7 protein-coding genes are annotated in these 7,684 nt (G+C 67.7%); 4 read left to right on the plus strand and 3 right to left on the minus strand.

The features are described from left to right. The first annotated feature begins 17 nt into the window (after positions 1–17). Complete coding sequence (locus VGX25_RS26285; RefSeq protein WP_326920589.1) at positions 18–1,358, plus strand: cytochrome P450; 1,341 nt, start codon at positions 18–20, stop codon at positions 1,356–1,358. Positions 1,359–1,525: 167 nt separating this feature from the next. Here VGX25_RS26285 and VGX25_RS26290 read toward each other — a convergent pair whose 3' ends face one another. Next, positions 1,526–2,674, minus strand: a complete 1,149-nt coding sequence (locus VGX25_RS26290; RefSeq protein ID WP_326920584.1) for a helix-turn-helix transcriptional regulator — start codon at positions 2,672–2,674, stop codon at positions 1,526–1,528. Between the two features lie 145 nt (positions 2,675–2,819). Then, complete coding sequence (locus VGX25_RS26295) at positions 2,820–3,257, minus strand: NUDIX hydrolase (RefSeq protein ID WP_326920585.1); 438 nt, start codon at positions 3,255–3,257, stop codon at positions 2,820–2,822. Between the two features lie 156 nt (positions 3,258–3,413). On the opposite strand from VGX25_RS26295, the gene VGX25_RS26300 reads away from it, so the two are divergent. Next, positions 3,414–4,172, plus strand: coding sequence for a TauD/TfdA family dioxygenase (locus tag VGX25_RS26300; protein ID WP_326920586.1), 759 nt, complete (start codon positions 3,414–3,416; stop codon positions 4,170–4,172). A gap of 188 nt (positions 4,173–4,360) precedes the next feature. Here VGX25_RS26300 and VGX25_RS26305 read toward each other — a convergent pair whose 3' ends face one another. Then, a complete protein-coding gene (locus tag VGX25_RS26305) occupies positions 4,361–5,281 on the minus strand; it encodes an AraC family transcriptional regulator (RefSeq protein ID WP_326920590.1) in 921 nt (306 codons plus the stop codon). Positions 5,282–5,498: 217 nt separating this feature from the next. Between VGX25_RS26305 and VGX25_RS26310 the strand changes: the two genes are divergently transcribed. Beyond that, positions 5,499–6,032, plus strand: a complete 534-nt coding sequence (locus tag VGX25_RS26310) for a DUF5987 family protein (protein ID WP_326920587.1) — start codon at positions 5,499–5,501, stop codon at positions 6,030–6,032. Next, entirely contained in the window at positions 6,029–7,657 is a 1,629-nt protein-coding gene (locus tag VGX25_RS26315; protein ID WP_326920588.1) for a GMC family oxidoreductase, read from the plus strand. Before VGX25_RS26310 ends, VGX25_RS26315 begins: the two co-directional genes overlap by 4 nt. The last annotated feature ends 27 nt before the right edge of the window (positions 7,658–7,684 follow it).

The following is a 7,684-nucleotide window of genomic DNA, read 5'->3' on the forward strand; positions in this document are numbered from 1 at the left end:
CACCCGGAGAGCTCCGGGTGCCGCCCGGTCCCCCGCGCAGCGCGACGTTCCGGCTGCTCCGGCAGCTCGCCTCGGACCGGCTGGCGCTCATGTCGTCGGCCGCGGCGGAATACGGTGACGCCGTCCGGATCGCGATCGGACCCAAGACGCTCTACTTCTTCAACCACCCCGACAGCGCCAAGTACGTGCTGGCCGACAACGCCGCCAACTACCACAAGGGAATCGGCTACATCGAAGCCCGGCGCGCGCTCGGCGACGGACTGCTCACCAGCGAGGGCGAGCTGTGGCGCAAGCAGCGCCGCACCATCCAGCCGGTGTTCCAGAACAAGCGGATCTCCGGCCTGGCCGGCGTGATCGCCGAGGAGGCGTCCCACCTCGTCGACCGGATCCGGGCCTACAGCCGTCCCGGCGCCGGCCCGGTCGACGTCCTCGAGGAGCTGACCGTCTTCACCCTCGGCGTGCTCGGCCGAACCCTGCTCGACGCCGACCTCGGCGCGTTCGACTCGATCGGCCACTCCTTCGAGGCCGTGCAGGACCAGGCGATGTTCGAGATGGAGTCCATGGGCTTGGTTCCCATGTGGGTCCCCCTCCCCCGCCAGCGCCGCTTCCGCCGCGCCCGCAAGGACCTCGGCCGCATCGTCGACGCCCTCGTCGCCGAGCGCCTTGCCAACCCGCGCCCGCAGGGCGACGACGTGCTGACCCGCCTGATCCAGTCCACCAGGGAGGAGAAGGACCGCCGCGTCGGCGAAACCCGCATGCGCGACGAGCTGATCACCCTGCTGCTGGCCGGCCACGAGACGACCGCCAGCACCGTCGGCTGGGCCCTGCACCTCATCGACGGTCGCCCCGACGTGCTCGAGCGCCTGCGCGACGAGGCCGTCTCCGTGCTCGGCGACCGCCTCCCGTCCTACCCGGACCTGCAGAAGCTCCGCTACACCAGCATGGTCCTGCACGAGGCGATGCGCCTCTATCCTCCCGTGTGGATCCTCACCCGCCGGTCCGTCGGGCCCGACGAGGTCGCCGGCTACCACGTCCCCGCCGGCGCCGACGTCATGGTCTGCCCCTACACCATGCACCGCCATCCGTCCTTCTGGGACGCTCCGGACAAGTTCGACCCGGAGCGCTTCGACCCCGACCGCCCAACCGGCCGACCCCGCTACGCTTACATCCCGTTCGGCGCCGGCCCCCGATTCTGCGTCGGCAACCACCTGGGCCTGATGGAGGCCACCTTCGTGCTGGCCATGCTCTCCCGTGAGCTACGGTTGGAGAAGGTCCCCGGCTACAAGGTCGTCGCCGAACCCATGCTCTCCCTCCGCGTCCGCGGCGGCCTCCCCATGACCGTCCACTCAGTACGCTGAGCCCAGGGCATCTCAGCAGGAGCAAAAGGCCGAAGAACACCGGTAACGACTCCAGCGGTTCCGCAGCGCCAGCGCAAAGCCAATCCGGAGCCGGCTATCACGTTCTGTCTGGCTCCACTGTGGTCGGAACGCGCCGGTTAGGCCCGGACAGGACAACTCCAAACCCTTCAGGGCGTTTCCGGCTGAGGGCCGCCCGCTGTGAGCAGATTGTTCAGTCTTTGCAGGGCGGCCCGCCCCGCGTCGCGGATGTCGGTCAGGCCGCCAGCGGCAGCCGCTCGGATACCGCGTTGAATCTGGTGAGGCAGCCGGTGGCGCTCGGCCGAACTGAGGGCGGTGCGAAGAGCATCCTCGGCGGCATCACGTTGGCCGGCCGTGAGGAGGACCTCACCGGTGGTGACGCGTTCGATGACACGCCATTGCGGGGCAACAGGCCGCCAGTCGCTGTCGTCGGTCTGGATGATTCGCACGGCGGCCGTGGCACGTCCAGTGGACATCAGACCGCGCAACCAAATCTCACGGAAAGCGAACGGATTGAACAGCATTCCGTGCGCGACGCCGCCGTCCATGAGCTTTCGACAACAATCTAGAGCGTGATCGAATAGATCCGGGTAGCCGTGGTCACCGGCTGCGCGTGCGAGTAGGGCGTAGCTGGTGCCCACTCCTTCGCGATCATTTGCGAGTGCCGCAGCATGCGTAAGTCGCGCGAGTGCCGCCGCCGGGTGGTTGGCCTTGCGCAACTCGTTGCCGTGCATACGCAGCGCATGACCAAGGAACGCGTGATCACCGAGGCGTTCGGCCACCCGTACGGCCTTGCCGGTCCATCGCGCAGCAGTGGCGAGCCGTTCCTCGGGCAGCACCGTGCCGAGCGAGACGCCGAGTGCTGCTCGACCCTGACCGAGCAAGATGAGCGCGTCCCGTTCGAGGAGTCCTTCAGCGGCACGTGTTTCCAGCCGGGCAACTAGTGGCCACAACTCATTGACCGCGTCGACCGCGCACCCCGCCTTCCGCGCGACTTCGGCAAGTCGGATGGTGGAGTCGCCGAATTGGAGCATGGCGGTAAAACCGGCGTCGCCGGTGCCATCCGTTACACCGAGCAGATGCACGGGCAGGCCGAGCGTGCGGGCGATGTGGCGCCGGGTCGCGATGTCACCGATGGTCCGACGTCGGGTCTCGATCATTGAGATGTAGGTCTTGTCGTAGCCAAGCAGATCTGCGAGCTGCTCCTGGCTGAGCCGATTGATCCCGCGATATGTGCGCAAGATCGCCGCAAGATCACGGCTGCTCAGCGCGGTACTCGCCGCTGGCGTGGTCCACATCCACATAGCCTGAGGTCGCCGCCGAACCGAAGTCGCCGGCCACTGGGATGTCGCGCTTGCGTGGCAGGTTGGACACACCGGTTCGGGGGCGAACCTACTCAGCTCCGCTCCGCAGAGCTCGCATTGTCGCCGCCCGAACATGGGTCTACCCGACCGGTTCCGGAGAATCGGCGCGAAGACGCGCATACCACTTGACGATCGAGCGCTTGTAGCCGTCCGGCATCCTCAACGTGGCTACCTCGTGCTCGTTGAATAGGCCGATCTCCTTGTGCTCGACAGACAGCACTGATTCGCTCTCGCCGTCCGGGTAGCAGCCGTACGTCACGATGAACACGTGCTTCTGCGCGGCCTCGATGTGGTACATCCAGGCGTCGAGGATTGGTCCCATGACCACCGTCCAATGTGTTTCCTCGGCGATCTCGCGCACGACGCACTGCTCGGGAGTCTCGTTCCACTCGATCCGCCCACCGGGCAACTCCCACTCGTCACGCTCGTTCTTCAGCAGCAGGACCCTGCCGTCGCGCACCACTACACCCTTGATCGAAACGGGAAAGGCGCGCGGCAGGTGATCGGTTGGGTTCATCGGTCGGCGTCTCCGAGTTTCGCTGGCGCATCCACCGGCAACGTAGCATCCCACCCCCGGAGGGGTGCAACGCATGGTTGACAATCTGTCACTGGACGTAGCCGTGACGCGCCGCTGTGCTGGGTGTATTCACCCTATTGCCGGGAGGTAATGCTCGTGCTGCTCGACCCGTTGCGGCGCCATCACGCCGAGAAGCATGCGGCTCCAGCCGTACTCGCCGAACATGGATTGATCTTGCTGGACGGTATCGCAGACTCGGCGGACCTGTGGCGACGGGCCCGTTCGATCGCGACGATCGTGTCACATCGCGACAGTGACCCGGACGGCGTAACAACGATCACCGATCTCGGCTCCGGATACCTGCGCAGCGGATTCGTCGGGTTCACTTCACGCGCGCTCAACCTGCACACAGACGGTTCAAGCGCAGCCCACCCACCCGGCCTGCTGATGACCAGTTGCCGGCAACCGGCTACCACCGGTGGCGAGTGCACGCTTGCCGACGGTAAGGCCGTCTACGATGATCTCGCTGATAGTGAGCCAGACGCGCTGCGCGCACTCGGCGCACCACGATCGGTGCTGTTCGGCGGTGCGACCGGCCACCTCGGTGCGATCTTCACCGACATGGCAGACGGCCGGGTCGCGCTCCGGCTCCGTCTCGACGACCTCGCCCAGTTCTCGCCCGACGTGAGCCAGTGGCTGCCTGTCCTGCGTGCCGCGATTGACCGCCACACAGTCACCTTCACACTGAAGGCCGGCGAGGGCTACATACTCGACAACCGCCGCTGGCTGCACGGTAGACAAGCCTTCACAGGACAGCGTGTGCTACATCGCGTCCTCGGAAACCCCTTGCCACACCTGGCCATCGCGTGCGGATTCCGTCCACTCCGGAAGGTCTTACCGAACGCTGCGGCATAACAGCCCGGTGGTGGTAGGCGTGTGCAGGTTCTCGACCCAAACCATGTCGACCATCGCGCCGGTGACCCGAAGATCCCGCGCGCTGTCACGTGGGTTGTCGGGTGGCGGATGTGGGCTGCTGGGCAGGACCGCCGTGGCAAGGCCTCTGGCAGGACGACCTCGTTGTCAGTCCTGCCAGTGGCCTACGTTTACGCGGCGACGGGCCAGCGGTGGCCGATGACGGAGACGACGGTGCTGTAGGCGACGGCGCGCAGGTCCAGGGGGGCCAGCAGGACCGGTGGGTCGAAGATGCAGCGCGGCCGCAGCCACAGGTCGACCGGACGCGGGGTGCTGTCCGGGCGGATGACGATCGGTCCGTGGGCGGCGACGAAGCGCTCCTGGTTGTCGACGACCCCGGCCCGATGCAGCTCGTCGTAGTCGGCCGGTGCGGCGTGTGCCATCAGGTGCCACGAGCCGACCGGCACGTCCTCGATGGTGAACGGGCCGATGCTGCGCCGGATGGTGCAGCGTACCGGTCGGCCCTGGACGATCCGATCTGGAAACAGGCCGATGAAGATGGGGCCCGGTTGACCGGAGTTGGGTGGCCACACATGGCCCTGCACCGAAAGCGCGCCCTGGTCCCGGCGCGGGACGTGGGTGGACAGCCGGTGGGTGTAGCCGCCGAGCTGCCGGTACTCGGTGGGCGAGACGCCCACGCTGCTGCGGAACCGCGAACTGAACGTGCCGATGCTGTTGTAGCCGACCTGGTGGCTGATCTCCGCCACGGTCAGCGAGGTGGACAGCAGCAGCTTCTTGGCCTCCTGTAGCCGCATCGCGGACAGGAAGCGGCCGGGTGAGATCCCGGTGACTCGTTGGAACATGCGGGAAAAGTGGAACTTGCTGAACATGGCGGTTCGGGCCATGTCATCAATGGTGATCGGCTCACCAAGATGCTCATGCATGGCCCGGATGACCCGCTCGACGGCTTTTTCGATGACCTCGTCCATCTCTTGCCCCGTTCGACGAGGAGCGCGCACAATTTCATTAACCGAATCGACGGTAGGTGGCCGGTAATGTCGGCACAACCACCCGAACGCCGCGCTCAACGCCATAGCAACTACTGGCTGCACTGCGATCAAGACCTACTCCACCGTCCCCGTAGGGCGGGCAGAGGTGTTCACTATGCAAATCGCATCACTCCCTGACGGGTCAACAAAAACGGCAACTCAGAAGATGCGGTCACCGCAATGCCCCTCCGAGGATTAGGACCGCCGCGAACGAACGAGCGCACGTCTTGGAGGGCACGCTGTGGAATCGGGCACTGGCGCAGAAGACGAGATCAGGATCATGACGCTCGAGGCGTTCGCGGACACGATCATCCCGGGCGCCAAGCGATCCCCCGACGACCGGGCCATCGCCGGCGTCTGCGACGACCCCGGAGCCGTTGAGGCCGGGGCGATCGAGCTGCTCGAGACCCCGGCGACCGGAGTGACCGAAGGCCTTGCCCCGCTGTCCGCCGCGCTCAACGGCCACGCCACCGCCTACGCCGCCGAGCACGGGCTGCAGCTCGACGCGGACGTCCCGCCGTTCGTGGCGCTCGACTACGACCACCGGGCCGCCCTTGTCCAGAACCTGACCGCGCCGGGCCACCCGGAGAAGGACGGCTGGGTGCTGCTGGCCCTGTTCTGCAACATGGCCTACGACACCGCGCCACACCTGCACACCGGCGAAGCGATCGAGAACGGTCATCCCGGCCTGCTCGCCCTCGGCTTCGCCAAGCCGGACCCCGACGGCCTGTGGCGCTTCGCCGAGTACGGCTACCACCAGGAGCTGGCCAAGCGCCATCCGAACACCGATCCGGCATCAGGGAGCCTCGAATGAGCGCCACGGAACGCACCGATGTCCTCGTCATCGGCAGCGGTTTCGGCGGGTCCATCGCCGCCTACCATCTGGCCGCCGGCGGCGCGAACGTGGTCGTGCTGGAGCGCGGACCGTGGTTGTCCGGTAAGGACTTCGACCACGACTACCTCCTGGGTTCGTCCTATACCAGGGTCTTCGACTTCGTCGCCGGCGACGGGATGAGCGTGCTCGGCGGGAACTGTGTCGGTGGCGGCAGCGTCGTGTACTTCGCCGCGCTGCCCCGCGCGCCGCGGTTCATCTTCGAGCGCACCGGTGGCACCGGTCGGCGGCTGTGGCCGGCGTCGATCACCCGCGACACCCTTGATCCGTGGTACGACCGGGTTTCCGAGTCGATCCCGGTGACCCAGCAGTCCTGGGACGACGTGACCTACGCCGGCGGGCTGTGGGCGGCGGCGTGCAACCACTCCGGACACACCGCCAACCCCGTCCCGGTCGGCGTCGACAACGCCAAATGCGTGAACTGCAACTGGATGATGGCCGGTTGCCGGTTCGACGCCAAGCGGTCGCTGCTGTTCAACTACCTGCCCGGGGCGCTTGCGCACGGCGCGCAGATCCGGCCGCTGCACGAGGTCCAGCAGATCTCCCGGACCGACGACGGCGGCTACCGGGTGCACTACAAGATCGTCGACGACGAGGACTACCGGATCTACCACGAGGACGGGGCGATCGACGCCAAGATCGTCATCGTGGCCGCCGGCGCGGGCGCGACGCCGCCGATCCTGCAGCGCTCCGAGGCCACCCTCGGCGCCATGCCGCCCGGCGTCGGCCGGTACTTCTCCGGCAACGGCGAACGGCTCTACACCGCCGTCCTCAACGACGACAAGGTGCGCGACGTGCTCGGGCTGTCCCGCAACGGGAAGGCCTACGGCGCCTACCAGATCGGCAAGGGCCCGGTCGTCGCCTGCTGGGACTACCTGGACGGCGCGCGGCCGGAGTTCAGCCGGTTCTCCTTGGAGCAGCTGTACTTCCCGCCCGGCCTCGGCACGATCCTCGCGCAGGCGCCGGGGGTGACCGACGGCCCGACCTGGTTCGGCCCGCGCAAGAAGGAGATGCTCAAGCGCTGGCAGGACTGGCTGATCATCTTCCAGATGACCGAGGACAACAACGAGGGCGTGTTCGGCCCGCCGCCGCCGGCCGGCAACGCGTTCCGCATCTCCCAGCAGATGCTCGGCCGCGGTCCGCTGCGCTACGTCCCCACCGAGCAGACGCTGCGCGGCTGGGCCGAGGCGGACGCCGCGTGCGCGGAGATCCTGAGCAAGGACGGGCTGGCCGAGGGCGCCCCGTGGACCAACGACGTGGTCGGCGCGTACACGGTGCACCCGCTGTCGTCCTGCCGGATCGGCGACGACCCGGCGACGTCCGCGCTGGACGACCGGCACGAGCTGCGCGGCCACCCGGGGATCTTCGTCACCGACGGCTCGGCCGTGCCCACCGGCGTGACGGTCAACCCGGCGCTGACCATCGCCGCGCTGGCCGAGCGCGCCATCCCCGGCATCGTGCAGGCGCTGCGCGACCGCGACGTGGACGTCACCTACGGCGCGCCGACGCCCGGTGGGGGGACGAGCTCCCCGATGACCGCCGCCTGACCCTGGGGGTTGCCGCGGGGGGCCCCC

Origin of the sequence: Actinophytocola sp. (assembly GCF_035942955.1) — a bacterium.
Lineage (GTDB): Bacteria > Actinomycetota > Actinomycetes > Mycobacteriales > Pseudonocardiaceae > DASYTH01.

Coding starts and splice junctions, on each gene's coding strand:
- VGX25_RS26310 (WP_326920587.1), top strand. CDS start 5,499: ATGACGCTCGAGGCGTTCGCGGACACGATCATCCCGGGCGCCAAGCGA.
- VGX25_RS26290 (WP_326920584.1), bottom strand. CDS start 2,674: ATGTGGACCACGCCAGCGGCGAGTACCGCGCTGAGCAGCCGTGATCTT.
- VGX25_RS26295 (WP_326920585.1), bottom strand. CDS start 3,257: ATGAACCCAACCGATCACCTGCCGCGCGCCTTTCCCGTTTCGATCAAG.
- VGX25_RS26315 (WP_326920588.1), top strand. CDS start 6,029: ATGAGCGCCACGGAACGCACCGATGTCCTCGTCATCGGCAGCGGTTTC.